Below are 217 nucleotides of genomic sequence, written 5' to 3'. Positions count from 1 at the left end.
CATTATGCTACTTCCTCTTCCAGTTTTTGTTCTTTGTCTGATTTTGGTTTGTCTTCTTTGCCTTCAGTAATGTTGAGGTAAATACGGAACAGATTCGCGCCGACAAACTTAAAGATAAACATCACAGCGACAGCCAAACCAATTGACGATGTCACCGCTAAAGAGCCGTCCATCGCGGTTAGAGTGAACAGCACCGCACCTGAAGAGAAGAAGTTAA

1 pseudogene is annotated in these 217 nt (G+C 43.3%); it reads right to left on the bottom strand.

Going from position 1 to position 217, the window contains the following annotated elements:
* Positions 1–2: 2 nt before the first annotated feature.
* Positions 3–217: pseudogene (locus AB4486_RS24275) on the bottom strand (YjiH family protein); the annotation flags it as partial.

This window comes from Vibrio sp. 10N.222.55.C6, assembly GCF_041473395.1.
Lineage (GTDB): Bacteria > Pseudomonadota > Gammaproteobacteria > Enterobacterales > Vibrionaceae > Vibrio > Vibrio crassostreae_C.
This window is presented reverse-complemented; position numbering and strand designations above follow the sequence as displayed.